The sequence below is a fragment of the Psychromonas antarctica genome (assembly GCF_022267535.1).
In the GTDB taxonomy this organism is placed as follows: Bacteria; Pseudomonadota; Gammaproteobacteria; order Enterobacterales; family Psychromonadaceae; genus Psychromonas; species Psychromonas antarctica.
In genome coordinates this window covers 74,848-95,804 of record NZ_JAHNZV010000005.1, presented here as the reverse complement: position 1 = coordinate 95,804, position 20,957 = coordinate 74,848, and the positions used below count along the sequence as shown (strand labels likewise).

At 39.6% G+C, this 20,957-nt stretch carries 21 protein-coding genes; 12 read left to right on the top strand and 9 right to left on the bottom strand.

Annotated elements, in window-relative coordinates:
* Genes KSO91_RS02840 through KSO91_RS02830 form a run of 3 tightly spaced genes read left to right on the top strand, consistent with a single transcriptional unit; the run spans position 1 to position 4,615 of the window.
* A complete protein-coding gene (locus KSO91_RS02840) occupies positions 1-1,047 on the top strand; it encodes an ABC transporter permease (RefSeq protein ID WP_238741134.1) in 1,047 nt (348 codons plus the stop codon).
* Positions 1,044-2,642, top strand: coding sequence for an ABC transporter ATP-binding protein (locus KSO91_RS02835; protein ID WP_238741133.1), 1,599 nt, complete (start codon positions 1,044-1,046; stop codon positions 2,640-2,642). Before KSO91_RS02840 ends, KSO91_RS02835 begins: the two co-directional genes overlap by 4 nt.
* Before the next feature lie 47 nt (positions 2,643-2,689).
* The gene (locus tag KSO91_RS02830) at positions 2,690-4,615 is read left to right on the top strand and encodes a transglycosylase SLT domain-containing protein (protein WP_238741132.1); all 1,926 of its coding nucleotides are present in this window, start codon (positions 2,690-2,692) and stop codon (positions 4,613-4,615) included.
* A gap of 43 nt (positions 4,616-4,658) precedes the next feature.
* Here the strand turns inward: KSO91_RS02830 and KSO91_RS02825 are convergent, their stop codons facing one another.
* The 3 genes from KSO91_RS02825 to KSO91_RS02810 form a co-directional block, all read right to left on the bottom strand.
* The gene (locus tag KSO91_RS02825; protein WP_275113890.1) at positions 4,659-5,060 is read right to left on the bottom strand and encodes a type IV pilin protein; all 402 of its coding nucleotides are present in this window, start codon (positions 5,058-5,060) and stop codon (positions 4,659-4,661) included.
* A gap of 158 nt (positions 5,061-5,218) precedes the next feature.
* Positions 5,219-5,671: a transcriptional regulator ArgR gene (argR, locus tag KSO91_RS02815; RefSeq protein ID WP_238741130.1), complete on the bottom strand. Its 453-nt coding sequence runs from the start codon at positions 5,669-5,671 to the stop codon at positions 5,219-5,221.
* Positions 5,672-6,078: 407 nt separating this feature from the next.
* Positions 6,079-7,113 (bottom strand): sensor domain-containing diguanylate cyclase, encoded by a 1,035-nt coding sequence (locus KSO91_RS02810; protein WP_238741128.1) that lies wholly within the window; start codon positions 7,111-7,113, stop codon positions 6,079-6,081.
* A gap of 551 nt (positions 7,114-7,664) precedes the next feature.
* On the opposite strand from KSO91_RS02810, the gene KSO91_RS02805 reads away from it, so the two are divergent.
* The 3 genes from KSO91_RS02805 to KSO91_RS02795 are packed head-to-tail and all read left to right on the top strand — an operon-like array spanning position 7,665 to position 9,290.
* A complete protein-coding gene (locus KSO91_RS02805; RefSeq protein WP_238741126.1) occupies positions 7,665-8,057 on the top strand; it encodes a DNA polymerase III subunit psi in 393 nt (130 codons plus the stop codon).
* The gene (rimI, locus tag KSO91_RS02800) at positions 8,044-8,505 is read left to right on the top strand and encodes a ribosomal protein S18-alanine N-acetyltransferase (protein WP_238741124.1); all 462 of its coding nucleotides are present in this window, start codon (positions 8,044-8,046) and stop codon (positions 8,503-8,505) included. Before KSO91_RS02805 ends, rimI begins: the two co-directional genes overlap by 14 nt.
* Before the next feature lie 41 nt (positions 8,506-8,546).
* Positions 8,547-9,290 carry an RNA methyltransferase gene (locus KSO91_RS02795; RefSeq protein ID WP_238741122.1) on the top strand — a complete coding sequence of 248 codons (744 nt, stop codon included), beginning with the start codon at positions 8,547-8,549 and terminating at the stop codon, positions 9,288-9,290.
* Positions 9,291-9,295: 5 nt separating this feature from the next.
* Here KSO91_RS02795 and KSO91_RS02790 read toward each other — a convergent pair whose 3' ends face one another.
* On the bottom strand, positions 9,296-9,805 hold the full coding sequence (locus tag KSO91_RS02790; RefSeq protein WP_238741120.1) for a SprT family zinc-dependent metalloprotease: 510 nt from the start codon (positions 9,803-9,805) through the stop codon (positions 9,296-9,298).
* Between the two features lie 19 nt (positions 9,806-9,824).
* Positions 9,825-10,973 carry a methionine adenosyltransferase gene (gene metK, locus KSO91_RS02785; RefSeq protein WP_238741118.1) on the bottom strand — a complete coding sequence of 383 codons (1,149 nt, stop codon included), beginning with the start codon at positions 10,971-10,973 and terminating at the stop codon, positions 9,825-9,827.
* 273 nt (positions 10,974-11,246) lie between these two features.
* On the opposite strand from metK, the gene KSO91_RS02780 reads away from it, so the two are divergent.
* Positions 11,247-12,581, top strand: coding sequence for a peptidoglycan DD-metalloendopeptidase family protein (locus KSO91_RS02780; protein WP_238741116.1), 1,335 nt, complete (start codon positions 11,247-11,249; stop codon positions 12,579-12,581).
* A gap of 117 nt (positions 12,582-12,698) precedes the next feature.
* On the top strand, positions 12,699-13,043 hold the full coding sequence (locus KSO91_RS02775; protein WP_238741114.1) for a DUF3802 family protein: 345 nt from the start codon (positions 12,699-12,701) through the stop codon (positions 13,041-13,043).
* Positions 13,044-13,091: 48 nt separating this feature from the next.
* Here the strand turns inward: KSO91_RS02775 and rsd are convergent, their stop codons facing one another.
* Positions 13,092-13,565, bottom strand: a complete 474-nt coding sequence (rsd, locus tag KSO91_RS02770; protein ID WP_238741112.1) for a sigma D regulator — start codon at positions 13,563-13,565, stop codon at positions 13,092-13,094.
* 236 nt (positions 13,566-13,801) lie between these two features.
* Here rsd and nudC point away from each other — a divergent pair, with 236 nt between their 5' ends.
* From nudC to purD, 4 genes are all read left to right on the top strand, one after another.
* Entirely contained in the window at positions 13,802-14,614 is an 813-nt protein-coding gene (gene nudC, locus KSO91_RS02765) for an NAD(+) diphosphatase (RefSeq protein ID WP_238741110.1), read from the top strand.
* A 238-nt stretch (positions 14,615-14,852) separates the two neighbouring features.
* Positions 14,853-15,917 carry a uroporphyrinogen decarboxylase gene (gene hemE / locus KSO91_RS02760; protein ID WP_238741108.1) on the top strand — a complete coding sequence of 355 codons (1,065 nt, stop codon included), beginning with the start codon at positions 14,853-14,855 and terminating at the stop codon, positions 15,915-15,917.
* Between the two features lie 477 nt (positions 15,918-16,394).
* Positions 16,395-17,987: a bifunctional phosphoribosylaminoimidazolecarboxamide formyltransferase/IMP cyclohydrolase gene (gene purH / locus KSO91_RS02755; protein WP_238741106.1), complete on the top strand. Its 1,593-nt coding sequence runs from the start codon at positions 16,395-16,397 to the stop codon at positions 17,985-17,987.
* Positions 17,988-18,141: 154 nt separating this feature from the next.
* Complete coding sequence (purD, locus tag KSO91_RS02750) at positions 18,142-19,428, top strand: phosphoribosylamine--glycine ligase (RefSeq protein WP_238741105.1); 1,287 nt, start codon at positions 18,142-18,144, stop codon at positions 19,426-19,428.
* A gap of 66 nt (positions 19,429-19,494) precedes the next feature.
* Here the strand turns inward: purD and KSO91_RS02745 are convergent, their stop codons facing one another.
* From KSO91_RS02745 to fis, 3 genes are all read right to left on the bottom strand, one after another.
* Positions 19,495-19,770, bottom strand: coding sequence for an HU family DNA-binding protein (locus tag KSO91_RS02745; protein ID WP_238741104.1), 276 nt, complete (start codon positions 19,768-19,770; stop codon positions 19,495-19,497).
* 162 nt (positions 19,771-19,932) lie between these two features.
* Entirely contained in the window at positions 19,933-20,514 is a 582-nt protein-coding gene (locus tag KSO91_RS02740; RefSeq protein WP_238741103.1) for a YjaG family protein, read from the bottom strand.
* Positions 20,515-20,643: 129 nt separating this feature from the next.
* Complete coding sequence (fis, locus tag KSO91_RS02735; protein WP_238741102.1) at positions 20,644-20,943, bottom strand: DNA-binding transcriptional regulator Fis; 300 nt, start codon at positions 20,941-20,943, stop codon at positions 20,644-20,646.
* Positions 20,944-20,957 lie beyond the last annotated feature (14 nt).

Below are 20,957 nucleotides of genomic sequence, written 5' to 3'. Positions count from 1 at the left end.
ATGTCATTGCTTAGTACATGGCACAATATGCGTAACAACCCGATCAATGGCAATCGTTGGACACAGTTCAAAAAGAACAAACGTGGATACTGGTCGTTATGGATATTCATGACTCTTTTTATGCTCAGTTTATTGGCTGAATTATGGATAAATGATAAGCCAGTTATGGTTTCCTACCAACAGCATTGGTATTTTCCTATTATTGAAGAGATACCCGAAAATAGATTAGGGGGGGATTTTGATATCAACACGGATTACCGCGATCCTTATATGGTTGCGCAAATAGAGAAAGCGGGGTGGATCCTTTGGCCTCTAGTGCCTTTTTCTTTTGACACTATTAACTTTGAATTAAGCGAACCGGCACCTTCACCGCCGAGTAATATTAATTATTTAGGCACGGATGACCAGGGACGAGATCTACTCGCACGCTTAGTTTATGGTTTTAGAATTTCGGTTCTATTTGCTCTAACCTTAACTTTTTTCAGTTCAATTATCGGTATTGTTGTCGGGGCTGTTCAGGGATATTACGGTGGACGCATGGATCTTTGGGGGCAGCGAATTTTAGAGATTTGGGAAGGACTGCCAATGCTCTTTATGTTAATTATTTTAGCCAGTTTTGTTGAGCCGACATTCTCATGGTTACTCGGATTGATGATTCTATTTAGCTGGCCGAGTCTGGTCAGCGTCGTGCGTGCTGAATTTTTGCGTGGCCGCCACTTAGAGTATGTGAAAGCAGCAAGTGCACTGGGCGTTAGCGATAGTAAAATTATGTTTAAACATATTTTACCCAATGCGATGATTGCCACATTAACCTTTATGCCTTATCTCTTTACTGGCGCGTTAACGACATTAACGTCACTCGATTTTCTGGGTTTTGGTTTGCCGCTCGGATCAGCCTCGTTAGGGGAAATGGTCGCACAAGGAAAAGATAACCTACATGCACCCTGGCTCGCTATTACCGCCTTTATTTCACTTTCCACTATTTTAGTTTTATTGGTGTTTATCGGTGAAGCAACGCGTGATGCTTTTGACCCAAGGAAAAGATGATGCCCCTTGAAATAGAATCAAATGAATTGCTCAAAGTGCAAGATCTATCGATTAGTTTTGCGCAGCAAGAGATTGTTAAAAAAGTCAGTTTTACATTGGACAAAGGGCAAACATTGGCCATTGTCGGCGAAAGTGGCGCGGGTAAATCATTGCTTGCATTGTCTATTCTGCAATTGTTGCCTTATCCGCATGCCCATCACCCTTCAGGACAGATCACGCTTTGTGGGCAGGCTCTAATAGGTAAAGGAGAAGCCATATTAGAGGCGATTAGAGGGAATAAGGTCAGTATGATTTTTCAGGAGCCGATGACTTCCCTTAATCCATTACATACAGTGCAAAAACAGATAGCCGAAAGCTTACTGATTCATAAAGGGTTAAGCGGGCAAAAGGCGCGCAATAGGGTTCTTGAATTACTGGATTTAGTTGGCATTGAGGCGCCGCAAACACGCTTACAGTCCTACCCTCATGAATTATCAGGTGGACAGCGGCAGCGGGTGATGATTGCGATGGCATTGGCCAACGATCCCGAGTTGCTGATAGCCGATGAGCCAACAACGGCGCTGGATGTTACTATCCAAAAACAAATTTTGGATCTGCTTAAATCATTACAAAAACGGCTTAATATGAGTATTTTGCTAATCACCCATGATTTGCATATTGTGCGCTCGATTGCGGATTCAGTTTTAGTGATGCGTGATGGCGAGATTATTGAATATAACAGCACAGATGATTTGTTTAACCACCCCAAGCATACCTACACAAAAACATTATTGGATGCTATTCCATCTGGGAATATGCCCGCAATAGTTGATCCGCAACTGATATTGTGCGCAAAAAATATCAATGTTAGCTATCCGCTGAAAAAGAACTTTTGGGGGAAAACAGTTAATAGCTTACAAGCGGTTAAAAATGTGAGTTTACAAATTTATAAAGGCGAGACGCTTGCCATCGTTGGTGAAAGTGGTTCAGGGAAAAGTACGTTGGCACATGCGTTATTGCAACTTAATAAAAGTAGCGGGCAAGTGCTTTATCTAGGGCAGCAGATTGATTCGATAAAGCATAATGCGCTGCAAAAACTGCGCGCCAAGTTACAGATTGTTTTTCAAGATCCGTTTGCCAGTTTAAGTCCACGTTTATCGGTACGCGAGATTATTGTAGAAGGCTTAGAAATTCATAACCCGCGCTTAACTAAGCAGCAGATGGATAATGAAGTGGCAACCGTTTTAGCTAGGGTTGGGCTGGATAAAGATAGTGGCGGACGTTACCCGCATGAGTTTTCTGGTGGGCAGAGGCAGCGTATCTCGATTGCACGCGCATTGATTTTGCAGCCGCAGCTGATCGTGCTCGATGAGCCTACCTCGGCATTAGATAGAAGTATTCAGAAGCAGATTTTAGCCTTGCTGGTTTCGTTACAAAAAGAGTTTGCTTTAAGTTATCTGTTTATTAGCCACGATCTCTCTGTTGTGAAATCGATTAGCCACCGTGTCTTAGTGATGCACGCGGGGGAAATCATTGAGCAAGGGGTAACACAGGAACTATTTGCACGGCCGCAGCAAAAATATACTCAACTATTATTATCATGCGCTAGCATATGATGCTACCTTTGTAGTGTTTATAACTATAATGATTAACTTGAGCGGCTATGAAAAAAATATTTGTTTTATGTTTATGTCTACTCTCTAGTTGCAGCTTTTCGACCGTTTTGCCGCTTAGTCAGCAACGGCAAATATATGCAAAAACAGCGGCTTTACAGGAGCGGCAACTATGGGAAGAGGCGGCTCAAAATGCAGCCTTGATTCCACAATACCCGTTAACCTACCTGCTTGATTATCAATATATTAAAGCGCATTTTGATCGAAATAGTTTATCCGCAGTACAGTCCTTTATTAATCATTATTCAAGACGAAAAGTCAGTAGCGATCTGCAACGAGATTATTTATATTACTTAGCCGATAATCAGTATTGGCCTGATTTTCTGCGCTTTTACCCACATCTGCCCAATTCGTTGGATCTGAAATGCTTTCATTTTCAAGCCCAAATGGCGCAAGGAGGTGCAGATAAAATTTGGCCTCTAGTGCAAGAAACGTGGTTAACTGGATATTCACTGCCGAATGCCTGTGATAGTGTCTTAGACTATTATTTGGACAACCATAAAATATCTAGCGCGTTAATTTGGCAACGTTTTCAACTTGCTTATATTCACAATCAAACCTCCTTAAGTGCTTATTTACTGACCTTAATGGATAAAAAAAGTCAGCTGTTAGCGCGACAATTGTTGCAGTTAAGACGATCGCCAGAAAAATTGCTAAGCAGTAAATTATTTCAGGAAAAAGAGCAAGCCAGTTACTCTTTTCTGTTAATCGGTATTAAGCGTTTGGCTCAAAAAGAGATTAGCTTAGGGATTAATGCTTACTTAGCCTACGATAAAAAAATCCCATTTACTTTATTTGAAAAAATCAGTTTAAAAAAATATTTTATCTCACGTATTTTAATCCGTAATGAAACAAGCTTGCTTAGCTGGTCAGATAAAGAGCTGCTGGATTTAGGTGATCAAGACTTAATTGAACAGCGTATTCGCTATGCGATTAAATTAGACAACTGGGTTGATATTGAATTTTGGCTAACGCAGCTGTCATTGCCAATGCAACAAGATAATAAATGGTTATATTGGCAAGCTCGGGTATTGGAGAATAAGCAACAGCCAGAGCAAGCGAATAAGCTGTATCGACAAATTGCCACTGAGCGTACTTTTTATGGTTTTTTTGCAGCGCAAAAACTTGGTTTAGCATATCAATTTAATGCGCAACTAGTCACTGCAACATTGGATAATTTAGAAGCATTACAGCCTCAACTTGCCCATATTGAAGAGTTACATTTCAATAAGCTTCAGCGACTGTTAAAGCGTGAATGGCAGGCTTTGTTGGGTAATCAGAGCTACCATGCTCAGCGACAATTAGGCCTCTATGCTTTCCAAAAAGGCTGGGCGCACCTCTCTGTCGTTGCAAGCATCCACTCTAAAAGCTGGGATGCATTGAATATTCGCTTTCCACAAGTTGATCCGGATCTTTTTTTATCTGCAGCCAAAAAATATCAACTCGAACCAACCTATATCTACGCAATTACTCGCCAAGAAAGCTCTTTTGATGAGTTCGCTTATTCCCCCGTCGGTGCGCGTGGGTATATGCAATTAATGCCGGGCACCGCCATTGATACGGCACGAAAAATAGGGCTGACAGAATATAAAGCGAGAACGCAATTAAATCAGGGGTATATTAATGTCCAGCTTGGAACCGCTTACTTTGATTTTTTAGTTAAACGATATAACGGTAATCGAATTCTGGCAACGGCAGCTTATAATGCCGGACCGAATCGCGTTGATCGTTGGCAAGGTAATAAAAAGGGCCGGGCAGAGCAAGGATTAAGAATGGATAGTTGGATTGAAACTATCCCTTATAAAGAAACGCGCCGTTATGTTAAAAATGTTTTAGCCTATAATCTTATCTACCAGCACATTCTAGATAAGCCACTTGAGCTTCTTACTCCGACTGAGCTTGATGCACGCTTTTAATCTGTAAATCTCTATTAGTAAGCTAATAGTAAAAGCTTGACGATTACCAGCAGGCATCATTATTCGTGTTGCCATCGCTACTATGGTGACTGTTCTGATCTATAAACAGTGTTTTGCAGGCACTTTCATCGTGAGCTTGTGTGCTGCCAGTTTTAGCAACTGCTTTCATTAAATAGGTTGTTATTCCTGCCGAAACCACTGAAAATGTATAATAAGCATGGTTTTGGGGAAGTCCTATATCGGCTGCTATAGCTGCATAGCTGGGATTCAAAATGTGCAAACTGCTTTGCTGTAACTGCGCTTTTATTAACTCAGCTTTGGCATCTCCGCGCCGCACTTTAATAATATGCGACTGGTAAGATGGGTAAGCAATACTGGCGAGTATGGCTATAATTGCAATAACAACCAATAGTTCGATTAATGTAAAACCGTGCGTTTTTTTCATAACGTAATCTCACCTTTATTCCGTTGACTTATCTAATTTTTAATATGCGAGTGAGAATAGTGTAGATCTTTATTAGCAAAGCCATCGCTGAAAAAGTATTTATTTGCTTTCCATGCTAGGTTTTAAGTTTAATCTTTGCTGAGAGAGATGATTGTTGATTAATGGAACAATTGCTTTATTACACTTAATGTGTCATCTATTTTTTTACTGTTTTTAGGTGTTACAAAGACCGTGTCATCACCCGCAATGGTGCCTAAAATACCTTCTGCTTTACCGATTGAGTCTAGCAAACGAGCTATTAATTGTGCCGCACCAGGACTGGTGCGGATAACTATCAGGTAATCATTGTAATCAATATCTAGAACAAGATTTTTCAATGGACTGGATGTGGTTGGAATTCCCAGTTCTGCTGGCAGGCAATAAACCATTTCTCCCTTGGTGTTTCTAGTGCGCACTGATCCCGATTTACTTAACATTCGTGAAACTTTTGACTGATTAATATTGTTAAAGCCAGCCTTTTGCAATGCTTCGACTATCTCACCTTGGGAACTTAATCGCTCTTTTTTCAATAATTCTTTAAAGACGTCCATTAATTCAGTTGATTGTTTCATATTAAAATTACTCTATTAGATGCGTTGCGAATTGCTCGCGCAATGATAAATAATATTGAACAATTATCAATAACTTAATTGTCAAAATAACTGCATAATTATTCATTATAAAATAATATATTATGATCGATACTTTGTCAGTGCTCAGCAACCCCTATATTGATAAATAAATGCCATCGGGCAACCCATTTACATTGGAATAACAATAGCGGTCTAGTTTAAAGGCCATTGAAATATTTTTATTCCGGTGCTTTCATCACATATTAATTTAACCTCGGTCCGGGATAAGTAAATTGATATAGTGCATCTATCTCCTTGATTAATCTAGCTACTCGTTTGCTTTCTTTATTGTGCGTTGAGGTTGATTTGCGGTTACAACTAAAAGCAAATATTAATCGATACAATACTTAAAGTGCTTCACTTTCAGAATGAACCCTATTTCGTCCATTCTCTTTGGAAACGAATAGCAATTTATCTACCCGTTGGAAAAGTGTATCTAAGGTGTCACCGTACCGATATTCAGAGACACCGAAACTACATGTTGCTGATAGATCATCGCTTACTTTACTTTGGCTAATTAATATTCTTAGTTTTTCACATATTAGATATGCCTTTTCGTGAGTTATCTCTGGGAAAATGAGCACAAATTCATCGCCTCCCCAACGAGCTACCAGATCAAGCTTCCTTATATTGTCCGATACAAGTTGGCTTATGGCACAGAGTAAAAGATCACCCGTTTTATGACCGTACTGATCATTAATATGCTTGAATAAATCGATATCAAATATAGCTAAAGATAATGGGTGTTGATAGCGATTGGCCCGTGATATTTCTCTGCACAGTACATTTTCAAATTTATGTCTATTAGCTATTTTAGTTAAAGGATCTCTGTTTGAAATGATCTCGATTTCAGTGATCTTTTTTTCTAATTGTCGGTTTTTATTTTCTAGTTCTTTGGTTTTTATATCGACTATCTTTCCGAGTGTTAAATTGCCGTTTTTAAGCAATAGATTCTGTTCAATAAGAGCAAGCTGGGCTTTTTTTTGTTCATCGATATCATGATGTACACCGATCATTCTGGCCGGGCTGCCATCCGTGTTATATTGAATGATATTACCGTGATCAACTATCCATAAATATGAGCCGTCAGCTTTTTTACAGCGATACTCTATTTGGTAATTATCTATTTTGGCCGTCAAATAGGAGTCAAAATGAGCCATAACATGGTCATAATCCTCTGGATGGATAATATTTTCCCATGTAAAAACATCTTCTTTAAAGCTCCCCAATTGGTAACCCAGCATGCGGTACCAGCCAGGGCTCCTGGTAACATGACCTGTATTTCCATCCCAATCCCATATACCTTCAGCAATTAAATCCAATATACTGTTTAAAGTCATATCGGATTTTTTAACTGTTTTATGGGGATACGTTTTGTACATGATTTTCTCTTTTAGCTAATTACATCTTTGATGCAGTTAAGTACATAACCTCAGTTCTGGATAATGGAAGCGAAATTAGATTAAATATCAAAAAGTTAAAAAACATATTATACAGTGCTGTTAGTTTTGCGTAGTTCAAGGCGAATCATCGCAGCAATAACTGGTTATTGCTAGATGATTTAACGCAGAAATACGCGTAAATAACGGTACTGTATCGTTTAGCTTATCCAGAATTGAGGTTACATATATAAAGCGCAATAGTAGAAGCAGTGTAATGGGATTTACATGTAATAAAGAACAAGTCTGCGATACTTCAACTATGAATAGAGTATAGCTTCACGATCATCTTTTAGCGTAATGATCACATAAAAGTTACTTTTTATTGTTTAATTAGAACAGCTGAATGCATACCCAAGCTACCTCTGAATCGGTATTTTGAGCGGCGCTGAGTATATTGTTACAGGGAAAAAAGCTGGAAAATAAGGGGCAATGCTTCGATTCATCCGCATTAGATGTTATATTTGAGGCATTATATTTTCATTGGACTTGCTATGAAACACCAACAAGCTGTTTATTTACAAGAGATGGGGATAACCCGTTGGCAAGTCCGTAAACCAACACTATTTAGCCATTTATCTGTAACTGTGCCCGTTGATTTAAGTCATTACTCATTACTGGTGCTAAGTTCAGAAGCTGATTTTTCTCATCCGTTAATGAAGAAAATATTAAAAGCATTTAATTTTCCCGTTGATGCTGTTTACAATTGCTCAGTGGCTGAGTTTGAAAATTTGCAGGGGCCTTTACCTGAATATATCTGGTCTACTTTTGGTGAAATTAGTGAACCGGTTGGTCACAAATTATTAACCTCTCCCCCTGTCGCTGAACTTGAAAATAGCCCGCCACAGAAAAAAGCGTTATGGGAGCAGTTTTGTGCATTTAACTAATCATCCATTATTACAAGTTGTGCCAATGGGACTTGCTGATATTAATAGTGTTTATCAGCTTGAAGTCCAGTGCCATAGCCACCCTTGGTCTGAAAAAATATTCTTAAGCAACTTTGGCTCGCGCTATTTTAATCATCTGTTACTAGAAGATGAAAAAGTGATCGGGTATTTTGTGGCGAGTTCGGTTGCCGGTGAAGTTACTCTGATGAATCTGGTTATTTCACCTGCGCGACAAGGCGCGGGATATGGGCGAATATTGTTACAATTTTTAATAGAATACAGTAAGAAAAAAGGAGAAGAAGAGATCTGGTTAGAGGTACGTGCCTCTAATATTACGGCATTAGCCCTGTACGATAAACTCGGTTTTATGGAAGTTGAGCGACGCCAAGGTTATTACCCTTGCGCAAAGGGGCGTGAAGACGCGATTGTGATGTGTTGTTATCTGTAACGATATTATCAAATAAAATATATTAACAGTGGAATAAAAAGATGATCTCGAAAAATCAACTAAAGCTTATCCAAGCTCTTGAGCAGAAAAAACAGCGTAAAAAATTGGGGCTTTTTTTAGTGCAGGGAGAAAAGAATGTGGCGGAGTTATTTAATTCGACCTTCATTATCAAGCAGCTCTTTGCAACGGCGCCTTATATCAATAAAAATAATTCATTACTCGGTGAAAAGGGGCTGGTTAGCGTTACGGTTGAAGCAACAGAAGAGGAACTTAAAAAAGCAGGGACATTAGTTTCAAATAACAGTGTTGTTGCTGTCGTTCAATGCCAGCCCGCCGAGCTGCCGGAAATTGCTGCTAACGAATTAGTTTTGGTATTAGATCAGGTGGGTGATCCCGGTAACTTAGGCACTATTATTCGAGTAGCCGATTGGTATGGCATTGAGCATATTGTTTGTAGCCCTGATTGTGCTGATTTTTATAATCCTAAAGTGATTGCCGCGACAATGGGGTCATTTGCTCGAGTGAAAATTAGCCATACAGAGTTGCCAGCCTATTTGATGCAGCAGAAAAAACCAATTTATGGTGCATTCTTAGAAGGGGATAACATCCATAAAACGGCTTTAACTCAAAGTGCAGTTATTGTGATGGGCAGTGAATCGCATGGTATATCGAGCGAGGTGGCTAAATTTATTACAGATAAAATAACTATCCCTAGCTTCGGAAAAGCGGAGTCATTAAATGTCGCTATGGCTACGGGCATTATATTGGATAATTTTAAGCGCTAAGTGATCTAACTTTTGTTAGCATCTGCGTGCTGAGAACTTGCCTGCAATACTCCTTTACATTTTTTACACAAATATTTCTCCCCTCTTAATATTTTATTATGACGGCGTATTGTCAGCTGATGTGCGCTGCATAAACATTGATAGTTAAACAGTTGGCCTCGCACATCACTAATATCCAGAGAATGAGTCGTGTTAGCGGGGCAGTCGAAAACATGGCGCATAATAGATTGCCACTCTCGGCCATGTGGGCGAACTTTTCCATAGTGTTGAAAAGCAATTAAATGCGCCACTTCATGTGCTACAACTTGATTAATAAATTCACTACGATTCTGTTTAAAGAGGGTGGCATTGAATTTGATAATATTGCGTTGTAGATGGGCGGTGGCAGCACTTCTACCGCGTTGATTAAAAAGGTAATCTGGCCGTTTGAAAGGGCGATCAAAAAAGCACTCTGCCAAAATGAAACAATCTTCACCTTTAGCTCGGAGTACTTTTTTATCTTCGTCAGTTGGCATGGTTGTTATTAATTTAAAATTAAAACGCTGCCGCTTTCAAATCGGCTACCTTATCTAACGCTTCCCAAGGGAATTCTTCTCGGCCAAAGTGGCCATAAGCTGCAGTAGATTGATAAATCGGTTGAATGAGATCGAGCATTTCGATCAAACCGTAAGGGCGCAAATCAAAGTGCTTGCGTATTAGCTGGATAATCAGATCTTTTTTCACCTTTTCGGTGCCAAAGGTTTCCACGCTGATTGATGTTGGCTCTGCCACGCCTATGGCATAAGAAACTTGGATCTCACAACGATCTGCAAGGCCTGCTGCGACGATATTTTTCGCTACGTAACGTGCTGCATATGCAGCACTGCGGTCAACTTTTGATGGATCTTTACCAGAGAAAGCACCGCCACCATGGCGAGCTGAACCACCGTAGGTATCAACAATAATTTTACGCCCCGTTAACCCACAGTCACCCATTGGTCCACCGATCACAAAACGACCTGTTGGGTTAATAAAATACTTAGTGCGTGCGCTCAGTAACTCTGCCGGTAATACAGGTTTGATAATCTCTTCCATTACCGCTTCGATTAAATCTTCTTGCTTAATATCTTCTGAATGTTGTGTTGAAAGTACCACTGCATCTATGCCAACAATTTTACCCTGATCATAAGCAAAAGTAACTTGGCTTTTGGCATCTGGGCGTAACCACGGTAGGATTTTCTTCTTACGCACATCGGCTTGACGTTTTACAAGGCGGTGTGCATAAGTGATCGGTGCTGGCATAAACACATCAGTTTCATTGGTTGCATAACCAAACATGATGCCCTGATCGCCGGCACCTTGTTCGCGCGGATCACTACGATCAACACCTTGATTAATATCAGGCGATTGTTTGCCTACAGTATTAAGAACAGCGCATGAATCTGCATCAAAGCCCATTTCAGAACTGGTATAGCCAATATTGCGTATTGTTTCTCGGGTGATTTCTTCAATATCAACCCACGCATCAGTGGTGATTTCGCCACCCACCATGACCATACCCGTTTTTACATAAGTCTCACAAGCGACACGCGCTTTTTTATCTTGTTTTAAAATTGCATCAAGTACCGCATCTGAAATTTGATCGGCGATTTTATCTGGATGACCTTCAGATACTGATTCAGATGTAAATAAGTCACGTGACATGTGAACTCCTAAATAATATGGGTTTAAATTGTTTTAGATGTTTTTACATCTAGACGTCCATAATACATATTTTTGTGATAGAAGGCACCTTATTATTAACCAGTAACATCGTTTAATAATTATTTGTTGTAAATTCAAATAGTTAAATAACAGTATATTTTAATAAATATGAGTATTAGTTTTTGTAAAAGAGCTTAATATTTTTGGTATACTCAGTTCTTTAGTTCTCTGGTTTTAGCCGCTCCTTTTCTGATTATTGTATTGAGTTTTATTATGTTATTAGCGATTCGTTTAAAAGCGTTATTAAAAACGTGTGTTTTATTTATTAATAACCTTCCCCGCAAGCACTTTTTTGCACTAATCCTTCTATTTGTATTTTTATTAATTATTTCATTTATACCTAGTCAAAAGTTGAGAAAAAAAACAATTGAACGCCAATTAGTGTTGCCACCTATGTCGACAACGGCTGAAAATTATGCCATTGCCGAACCTATTGCCGCTGTTAAAGAGGTATATAGCGAAGTGTTTCCCGATTTTTCAGGAAATAGAGAAGTACAAATTGAGATCAAAACGGGTGATACATTAAGCGAAATTTTTCAACAAGAGGGATTATCTGCGGCATTATTACAAGAGTTATTAGAAGAGGATAAGCAGTATCTTCGCCTAAGTAATTTATTACCAGGACAGAAAGTTAAGTTATTAATTAACCCTGAAAATAAACTACTCGTTTTAAAAGTGGTGATAGATCTGGCCAATACCTTAACTTTTACGCTTAAAGACGATCAATATATTTCTTTATTGGAAATCAAAAAGGGAGAGTGGCGTAATAGTGTTTTCCAGGGCAGTGTCACCGGGAGTTTCTATCTTGATGCCAAACAAGCGGGTCTCTCTGCGGGGCAAATTCAACAAATTTCTGGTGCGTTGCAAGATAAGTTTGATTTTAATCGTCAGTTTCGTTTAGGTGATACTTTCCATATTTTAGTCTCTAAACAGTATATTGACGGTGAATATAGTTTTGATAGTGAAGTATTAGCAATTTTAATTAAAACGCGATTGAAAAATTACAGCGCGTTTTTATATGAAGATGGGCGTTATTATGATCAAAACGGTTTAGGTTTAAATAAAGCCTATCGCCGCTCCCCTCTGATTAAAAGATACCGTATTAGCTCACCTTTTAACCTCCGAAGGCTGCACCCTATTACTAAAAGAATTAGCCCCCATAATGGTACCGATTTTGCGGCGCCAACAGGCACAAAGGTCTACTCTATTGGAGATGGTATAGTCGTTCGTGCTGGTTATCATCCCGCAGCAGGTAACTATATCGTGATCAAGCATGGGCGAAAATACACTAGCCGTTATTTACATCTTAGCAAAATTTATGTTCATAAAGGACAACGTGTCACGATGGATACTTTGATAGCTAAAACAGGCAATACAGGCCGTTCCACGGGAGCGCATTTGCATTATGAGTTGCACGTTTACGATCGCCCTGTTGATGCTATGAAAGCGAGATTACCTCTTTCTAAAGAAGTGCCTCGTAAGCAGATAAAAACGTTTATGCAACGACGAGATCTTTTCTTGAAAGAGATGGGGGAAACCTCCATTTAAATAGCAAACAAGATACAAAAATTTCACATAATTACATCAAGTTACGTATTGTTAATTATGTAAATAGCGTTATATTATAATTAAGGGGTTGGCTCTTTACTCAATTGGGGTCGTTATATGTTATTAAAAAGTGATGCTTACGAAGCTTGTATCGGTTATTTTTCTGATAACTTAGATATTTTTGAAGGACAAAACAGCTCGGACCGGGGAGATTTAATTTCAGATATTGTCTCTGATCAGGTTGCTGATATGTTGATCTGTTTCTGTCAGCAACAACCGCAGTTGAGTAATGAAACACGACTGGTTGTGATTGCAGAAGGGGATAAATTGGTTGATGATATAGAGCAAATTTTAGGACGCTTATGGGAGAAGCCTGCAACACCGTCACAAGTTGAATTTATCGAAGAGTACTTTTTGCTACTTAAAAACAGTTTAGATTCGCAAGTACCAATAAATCTTTAACTACTTCTTCAAGTGGAAAACCAATACAGTACGCATTGGTTTTTTATTCTATGACAAGGTGTGGTGCAGGTGTACGACCTCAAGTAGCTGATCTTCGCGTTCGAAACGGCTTTCCATCACTTGACCCAATTCAGATAAATCCTCATCAAAGTCCAGTAATGCGCTATCACTGGCAGAATAAGCATATTTATCGTTAAAACTTAATGCAGTATCTGTTGTCGTTGTGATGCGAGAATAAAGTTCTTGTGCAATTTTCAAGTTATTTTCGCCATCTAATTTACATTGCAAAATAATCTGCTCATATACTTCGAAATGTCCTTTCGAAGTATAATCGAGTAATATTTGGCAGAATTTGGTTATGTTTTCTTGAGTGGGTAAGCTGCGTATTGTTTGTTGGTAAGGCGGTAAAGCCGCTATCTTACAATATAAAACCACTAATTCTTGGCGATCTTTTAACCAGTTATCAATAACTGAAAGCGTGCCACCCCATTCATTCTTGGCTTGTTCTAATTTGGTTAGCATAACACTTCCTTTTTAAGTAGATTATAATTTTTATTAACATCAAAGCTAAAGAATATTGTACTTATCGTCAACTTGAATTTGAAGATAGAGATAATCTTCCTGTATAACTGTGAACTAATACTCATCCCTGCCATTTATGGCTAAATAGCCTTAAACCAGCGATGTTATCATATTTAATTAGGTTAAATTTGATGTGCAATTGATTTCTAAAGTAATTTTTTAAGTAAGGAATAAAGATGACGTTAGCCGCTCAGAATATTAACAACCAAGAGGATGCTTGGTGGTTTATTGTTGCTCAAGGAGAAATAGTATTGCAACCCCAAGGTGATTTTATTCCTTATGGTAACCTGGATGATTTACCTTTTTCTGCGTCGTTAATTGGTAATAAAATTAAAATTGGTGAATATCATTCCAGTCCTTGTTATCTGGTGCAATTGGCTGAGAAAATTGACGTGGGTTTAGGTGAATATTCTAGTTTGCGTTTTTTATTAGGGCGGGTGGAGGATTCGTTATTTGATATGGCTGGCCGTGCTTTTCAGATTTCGCTGTTTTTTCAAACACACCAATATTGCGGACAATGTGGTGAAAAGATGCGTGCAATTGATTGGGAAATCGCTATGAAATGTTATCACTGCCAGCACCGCTGTTACCCGCGAGTTTCGCCTTGCGCTATTGTTGGTATACGTAAAGATAAACAAATATTATTGGCGCTACATCGTCGTCACCAACAAGATAATCGACCTGTATTTACTATTTTGGCTGGCTTTACTGAGGCGGGGGAGACTGTCGAAAATTGTGTTGAACGAGAAGTTTATGAAGAAGCGGGCATTAAGATAAAAAATATTCAATATGTCACCAGTCAGCCCTGGCCTTTTCCGCATTCGTTAATGATGGGCTATACAGCAGAATATCAATCTGGGAAAATTAATATCGATCCGAAAGAGCTATGCAGTGCCGCTTGGTATGAGATAGATGATCTACCTGTTTTACCTAACCCCGGCACGTTGGCAAGGAAACTCATTGATCAGCTGATCATCGAGTGCCGTTAGGCTAACTTCTGTTCTGGGTTCACTCGGCTAGCAATAGTCCGCTATTGCTAGCCAGTTCGCCTTGAACGACACAAACTCTCAACACTGCATGATATTAAAAAATAGTTACGCTTTTATTACACCGATCTGAGGTTAGCTGAAAAATTTAAATGTAAAAAAAGATGTTAAAAATGCTAGCATAGTTGCAACATATTCGTAAATGTTAACTACAAAAAATTAATGGTGGAATAAAAGAAGCATGACTGAATTAAAAAATGATCGTTATATTCGTGCATTATTAAAGCAACCGGTCGATAAAACGCCCGTATGGATGATGCGCCAAGCTGGTCGATATTTACCTGAATATAAAGCAGTACGCAAACAAGCAGGTGATTTTATGTCATTATGTCGTAATGCAGATCTTGCTTGTGAAGTGACTTTGCAGCCACTGCGTCGATTTGATCTTGATGCTGCCATTTTATTTTCTGATATTTTAACTGTGCCAGATGCAATGGGGTTGGGGCTCTATTTCGAAGAGGGAGAAGGGCCTAAATTTGCCCGCCCAATCCGCTCTAAAAGAGATGTTGATAATTTAATAATGCCGGATCCTGAAGGTGAACTGCAGTATGTGATGAATGCAGTACGCACTATTCGTCGAGAGTTAAAAGGCGAAGTCCCCTTGATTGGTTTTTCGGGTAGTCCATGGACATTAGCAACTTATATGATTGAAGGCGGGAGTTCAAAGGCATTTACTAAAATAAAAAAAATGGCCTTTTCTGAGCCACAAATATTACATGCCTTGCTGGATAAGTTGAGTGATTCGGTTATTGATTATTTAAATGCACAAATTTCAGCAGGCGTTCAGTCAGTGATGCTTTTTGATACCTGGGGCGGAGTATTATCGCCACGCGATTATCAGGATTTCTCGCTGCAGTATATGGCTAAAATTGTTGCTGGGTTGAAGCGCACCTATGAAGGTAAAAAAATTCCGGTTACCCTGTTTACTAAAAATGGGGGGCAGTGGTTGGAATCGATTGCTGATACTGGCTGTGATGCAATTGGACTTGATTGGACGATCGATATGGCTAGCGCCAAAGCACGAGTTGGCTCGCGTGTTGCGTTGCAGGGAAATATGGATCCTTCTATGTTATACGCATCCCCGCAAAGGATAAGCGAAGAGGTCGCCACTATTTTGCAAAGTTTTGGACAAGGCCCCGGCCATGTTTTTAATTTAGGCCATGGCATTCATCTGGATGTGCCACCCGAAAATGCAAAAGTTTTTGTGGATGCGGTTCATGAATTAAGTGCGCAGTACCACTTATAAGCTAACTAGAAGACTATGTTTTGGCGTGCTTTTCTAGTTAACCTCAAATCGGGATGATGCAAGGGAAATTCTATTTAATATCATACAGTGTTGATAGTTTTGTGCAGTTCAAGGCAACTCCGCGTAGCGATAGCTGGCTGTTAGTCGCTGAAAACACGGAGATAGCTGCGCTGCATCGATTTGCTTATCCTGAGCTGAGGTTAGTTATTAATTACAGGCCAAATCATTCCCCAAAATATCCTTTATCTAATCCAGAACCCCTCTGGTAAATGCACTCTCTTATGCTTATTTGGCGTAAAACCTCTTTATATACAATCTATTCAGTCACTTTGCTGGTTGGTCTATTATTTTATTCGATAAAACAGCTCAAATTCGCATCATTTTCGGGTAGAATACCGCCTAGTACAAATAACTTTTATTTTTTGAATTAAAAACAATTGTGTTTATTGATTCATTAACCGAGGAATATGTAAGAAAATGGAAAATAGCCGACCAATTAAACGAGCGTTACTAAGTGTTTCAGATAAAGCTGGCATTGTTGAATTTGCAAGAGAATTAGCGGAAAAAGGTATTGAGATCCTTTCTACTGGTGGCACCTGTAAACTACTTGCTGATAATGGCATTAAGGTAACGGAAGTTTCTGATTACACTGGTTTTCCTGAAATGATGGATGGGCGTGTAAAAACTTTGCACCCTAAAATTCATGGCGGTATCCTTGCTCGTCGCGGTATTGATGAAGCGATTATGGCAGATAACGGTATTGAAGCTATCGATATGGTAGTGGTTAACCTTTACCCCTTTGCTGAAACGGTTGCTCGGCCAAATTGTTCGTTACAAGATGCTATCGAAAATATTGATATTGGAGGCCCTACGATGGTGCGCGCGGCGGCTAAAAATCATAAAGATGTTGCTATTGTCGTCAACGCAAGTGATTACAAGCGCATTCTTGATGAAATGAAAGAAAACGATGGCGGACTCGTTTATAAAACGCGTTTTGATCTGGCTATTGCCGCTTATGAGCACACCGCCAAATATGATGGCATGATTGCTAACTATTTCGGTACGATGGTGCCAAGTTACGGTGAAAATAAAGACGGTGATATTGAGTCTAAATTCCCGCGTACAATCAATATGCAATTCGAAAAAAAGCAAGATATGCGCTACGGTGAAAACAGCCATCAAGCCGCTGCTTTTTATGTTGAAGCGGAGATAAAAGAAGCCTCAGTTGCAACGGCAACACAACTTCAAGGCAAAGCTCTTTCTTATAACAATATTGCCGATACAGATGCAGCACTTGAATGTGTTAAAGAGTTCGCTGAACCTGCTTGTGTGATTGTGAAACACTCTAATCCTTGTGGTGTTGCAATCGGTGGCAATATTCTTGATGCTTATGAAGGAGCTTACAAAACTGATCCTACATCTGCCTTTGGTGGCATTATTGCCTTTAACCGCGAGCTTGATGCCGATACAGCTGAGGCAATTGTTTCTCGCCAGTTTGTTGAAGTCATTATTGCGCCCAAAGTCAGTTCAGAAGCGGCGCAAATTATTGCCGCTAAGAAAAACCTTCGTCTACTTGAATGTGGAGAATGGGCAAGCAAAACACCGGAATTTGATCTTAAACGAGTCAATGGTGGTTTGCTGGTGCAAGATCGTGATCAAGGGATGGTTGATTTAGCGGATCTGAAAGTGGTCTCTAAACGCAAACCAACGGCTGCAGAATTAAAAGATCTACTCTTTAGTTGGAAAGTTGCTAAATTTGTCAAATCAAATGCGATTGTTTATGTGAAAAATTGCTCAACAATCGGCGTTGGTGCAGGTCAAATGAGTCGAGTCTACAGTGCTAAAGTAGCGAGTATTAAAGCGGCGGATGAAAACTTAGTGGTTGAAGGATCGGTGATGGCATCGGATGCTTTTTTCCCCTTCCGTGATGGTATTGATGCGGCTGCTGAAGCGGGCATAAGTTGTGTTATCCAACCGGGTGGTTCTATGCGCGATGATGAAGTTATCGCTGCTGCAGATGAGCACGGTATGGCAATGGTGTTCACCGGCATGCGTCACTTCCGCCATTAATCCTATTTTGCTTTGTACTTTTATTCGCACTCTGCGTTGAAAGTGGTCACTTGCAGTAGCAAGCAGCGCGCTTTCTCCTTGATTGCGAATTAAATCACTTTGCAAGTATTAAGATTAATTTATACCCAAATTATTGAATAAATAAGGTTAAACAATGAACGTTTTAATTATTGGTAGTGGTGGTCGTGAACATGCTCTGGCATGGAAAGTGGCACAAAATGCATTGGTGAAAAATATTTTTGTTGCACCAGGTAATGCAGGTAGTGCACTTGAAGCTAAAGTAAGCAATGTCAATATCGCGGTTGATGACATTGATGCGCTGGTTGCTTTTGCTAAAGAAAATCATATTGAACTCACCATTGTTGGCCCAGAAGCACCACTTGTCATTGGTGTGGTTGATGCCTTCCAAGATGCTGGACTTGCTTGTTTTGGCCCAACCAAAGCAGCTGCTCAATTAGAAGGGTCTAAAGCGTTCACTAAAGACTTTTTAGCGCGCCATAATATTCCAACGGCTTGGTACCAAAACTTCACTGAAATTGAGCCTGCGCTCGCTTATGTCCGTGAAAAAGGTGCGCCCATTGTGATTAAAGCGGACGGCCTTGCCGCGGGCAAAGGTGTCATTGTCGCAATGACATTACAAGAAGCTGAAGATGCGATTCAAGATATGCTTGCTGGTAACGCATTTGGCTCTGCAGGACACCGTGTTGTCATTGAAGAGTTCTTAGATGGTGAAGAAGCATCATTTATCGTTATGGTTGATGGTGAGAATGTCGTGCCGATGGCAACCAGTCAAGATCATAAACGTGTTGGTGATGGTGATACAGGACCAAATACGGGCGGTATGGGGGCTTACTCGCCAGCGCCAGTGGTCACGCCTGAAATGCATCAACGTGTTATGGAGTTAGTGATTAACCCGACAGTTAAAGGGATGGCTGCAGAGGGCAATACCTACACTGGCTTTCTCTATGCAGGCCTGATGATTATGGCTGATGGTACACCTAAAGTGATCGAATATAACTGTCGTTTTGGCGATCCGGAAACGCAGCCAATTATGCTGCGTATGAAGTCAGATCTGGTAACCCTTTGCTTGGCAGGTGTTAATGGTGAACTTGCAGATATGACTGCTGAGTTTGATCCGCGCGCGGCGATTGGTGTTGTTCTCGCTGCTGGTGGTTACCCCGCAGATTATAAAAAAGGATTGCAAATATCAGGTCTACCAAAAGTAGAAACGGAAGGTCTGAAAGTGTTCCATGGTGGCACTTCTGGAGTTGACGGAAAAGTCGTGACCAATGGTGGGCGTGTGCTTTGTGCTACAGCACTGGGTAATACCGTTACTGAGGCGCAACAAAAGGCGTATCAATTGGCGAAACAGATCAGTTGGGAAGGAATGTTCTATCGCAGTGATATAGCTTATAGAGCGATTGCTCGAGAGAAAAAATAAAAGTTAATATCAGACAAGAAAAAAAAGCACCTGAGGGTGCTTTTTTTTAAGCAAAATAAAGCAGGATTATTTATTAACCGATTCTTTAAGTGCTTTACCGGCTACGAAAGCAGGTACGTTAGCTGCTTTAATTTGGATGTCTGCACCGGTTTGTGGGTTACGTCCTGTGCGTGCTGCTCGGTGGCTTACTTTAAAAGTACCAAAACCGATTAATTGCACTGGTTCACCATCTGTTAAACTGTCTGTAACGCTAGCAAGCATTTGTTCTAAAGCGGCTTTAGCCTGAACTTTTGTTAAATCTGCTTTTTCAGCAATTGCAGCAACAAGTTGAGTTTTGTTCATCTTAGTATTTCCATTTTTATAGTTAGTTAGAATTGGCCTTTACCTGACAACAATGAATGTATTGCAAGTCGCTGGCTCAAGTAAAGACTAATGGCTATAAAAACAGAATATATTACTTTTAATTGTCCTTACTGTGTTAAAAGTCACAAAAAAATTATCAATTTAATCGCTTAATGCGATACCCAGATTAGTCACACCAAAGTCTAAAACGTACTGACGGATAGATTTTATTAATTCGGGGCTGCGTTGATTGCTCAATTTTGCTAATAAAGCTTCTTGAAATATCAGCTGTTCTTGGAAAAGAGAAGTCTCTTGTAACTCATTTTTATCGACTTCTTTGCCGCTTTGTAATTCCATAAAGCTAGCGATAGTAGAAAATGCTGTTTGGCTTGCATTGAACGCTTCATCGGCCGATTTGCTTAATAAAGAGTTAAAAGCACAACTCATAATGACGCAGTGATCAATCGCGGGATAGACACCATAGAACTGGAAATCGCAGGCATCAGGAATAATCGCTTCGAAATGTTCTTGCTGAATAGTAAAATTGATTTTTGCTCCTTTTACTGTCATTTTTTCCCAAAATAGCTGATTGATATTATCAATTATTTTCCCATTTTCACTTTCAACCGCTTCACAAAAAAGGTGGAAATGTAGGATAGTGTGTTGCGTAAGAGCTATGCAAAAAACACTTTGCTGCCATGATGCTAAGCGCTTTAACTGGTCATTTATTGGTAATAAAAGCATATATTCCTAATACGTTCATAAAGGTTGGTTTAGATCTTATCGTAAGCGAGATAAAAGGTCTGCTATTTTTGTTACGAGCATAAAAAAAGCGACTATTATGTCGCTTTTTTTATTAAGACGGCTGAATAATTAACCCATACCATATTTTTTTAATTTTTTGCGTAGTGTACCGCGATTAATACCAAGCATTGTTGCTGCACGCGTTTGGTTACCACGCGTGTACTGCATAATAATATCTAATAATGGTGCTTCAACCTCAGATAAAACAAGTTCATATAGCTCAGTTGTATCTTGACCATTAAGTTGCGCTACGTAACCAGAAACAGCTTGACGTACTGAATCGCGAAGTGGTCGTTGAGTTATTTGCCCTGTAGCAGGAATACTGGTTGTTGTTGTAAGTGTTTCTGAAGAAATATTTTGTTCAAACATGGCTATTAACTCTT

Excerpts from the sequence above, each read along its gene's own strand:
- rsd (WP_238741112.1), bottom strand. The coding sequence starts at position 13,565 with ATGCTAACCAAATTAGAACAAGCCAAGAATGAATGGGGTGGCACGCTT.
- KSO91_RS02745 (WP_238741104.1), bottom strand. The coding sequence starts at position 19,770 with ATGAACAAAACTCAACTTGTTGCTGCAATTGCTGAAAAAGCAGATTTA.
- KSO91_RS02780 (WP_238741116.1), top strand. The coding sequence starts at position 11,247 with ATGTTATTAGCGATTCGTTTAAAAGCGTTATTAAAAACGTGTGTTTTA.
- KSO91_RS02840 (WP_238741134.1), top strand. The coding sequence starts at position 1 with ATGTCATTGCTTAGTACATGGCACAATATGCGTAACAACCCGATCAAT.
- nudC (WP_238741110.1), top strand. The coding sequence starts at position 13,802 with ATGACGTTAGCCGCTCAGAATATTAACAACCAAGAGGATGCTTGGTGG.
- KSO91_RS02805 (WP_238741126.1), top strand. The coding sequence starts at position 7,665 with ATGAAACACCAACAAGCTGTTTATTTACAAGAGATGGGGATAACCCGT.
- purD (WP_238741105.1), top strand. The coding sequence starts at position 18,142 with ATGAACGTTTTAATTATTGGTAGTGGTGGTCGTGAACATGCTCTGGCA.
- KSO91_RS02775 (WP_238741114.1), top strand. The coding sequence starts at position 12,699 with ATGTTATTAAAAAGTGATGCTTACGAAGCTTGTATCGGTTATTTTTCT.
- KSO91_RS02740 (WP_238741103.1), bottom strand. The coding sequence starts at position 20,514 with ATGCTTTTATTACCAATAAATGACCAGTTAAAGCGCTTAGCATCATGG.
- argR (WP_238741130.1), bottom strand. The coding sequence starts at position 5,671 with ATGAAACAATCAACTGAATTAATGGACGTCTTTAAAGAATTATTGAAA.
- KSO91_RS02795 (WP_238741122.1), top strand. The coding sequence starts at position 8,547 with ATGATCTCGAAAAATCAACTAAAGCTTATCCAAGCTCTTGAGCAGAAA.
- purH (WP_238741106.1), top strand. The coding sequence starts at position 16,395 with ATGGAAAATAGCCGACCAATTAAACGAGCGTTACTAAGTGTTTCAGAT.
- KSO91_RS02835 (WP_238741133.1), top strand. The coding sequence starts at position 1,044 with ATGATGCCCCTTGAAATAGAATCAAATGAATTGCTCAAAGTGCAAGAT.
- metK (WP_238741118.1), bottom strand. The coding sequence starts at position 10,973 with ATGTCACGTGACTTATTTACATCTGAATCAGTATCTGAAGGTCATCCA.
- fis (WP_238741102.1), bottom strand. The coding sequence starts at position 20,943 with ATGTTTGAACAAAATATTTCTTCAGAAACACTTACAACAACAACCAGT.
- KSO91_RS02825 (WP_275113890.1), bottom strand. The coding sequence starts at position 5,060 with ATGAAAAAAACGCACGGTTTTACATTAATCGAACTATTGGTTGTTATT.
- KSO91_RS02790 (WP_238741120.1), bottom strand. The coding sequence starts at position 9,805 with ATGCCAACTGACGAAGATAAAAAAGTACTCCGAGCTAAAGGTGAAGAT.
- KSO91_RS02810 (WP_238741128.1), bottom strand. The coding sequence starts at position 7,113 with ATGTACAAAACGTATCCCCATAAAACAGTTAAAAAATCCGATATGACT.
- KSO91_RS02830 (WP_238741132.1), top strand. The coding sequence starts at position 2,690 with ATGAAAAAAATATTTGTTTTATGTTTATGTCTACTCTCTAGTTGCAGC.
- hemE (WP_238741108.1), top strand. The coding sequence starts at position 14,853 with ATGACTGAATTAAAAAATGATCGTTATATTCGTGCATTATTAAAGCAA.